The organism is Corynebacterium tuberculostearicum, from assembly GCF_030229345.1.
GTDB classification, from domain to species: Bacteria; Actinomycetota; Actinomycetes; order Mycobacteriales; family Mycobacteriaceae; genus Corynebacterium; species Corynebacterium tuberculostearicum_G.
The window spans coordinates 1-264 of the sequence record NZ_JASPGP010000034.1 but is presented as its reverse complement, the minus strand read 5'-3'; the positions used below and the strand labels follow the sequence as shown (position 1 = coordinate 264).

The following is a 264-nucleotide window of genomic DNA, read 5'->3' as shown; positions in this document are numbered from 1 at the left end:
CAGCGTGTGCAGGCTTAGCTTCCGGGTTCGGAATGGGACCGGGCGTTTCCCTGCAGCTATTGACCACCGACAAACATACGAAGCAAAAATACCCTCTTGGGTGCCCTTGCTTGGGTGTTGTGTCAGATACTGCATAGTGGACGCGGTCACGACAGTGACTGTTTCTTCATCTTGTTGTTTTGCCTATACACGTAGTGTGTTGGTGTTTGTTGTGGTCAATTAGTACCAGTAGCCTTCACACCTTACAGTGCTTCCAGGTCTGGC

The 264-nt window shown here is 50.8% G+C and carries 1 rRNA gene; it reads right to left on the bottom strand.

The features are described from left to right. Window positions 1-71, bottom strand: a 5S ribosomal RNA gene (gene rrf, locus QP884_RS11250); the annotation flags it as partial. Between the last annotated feature and the right edge of the window lie 193 nt (window positions 72-264).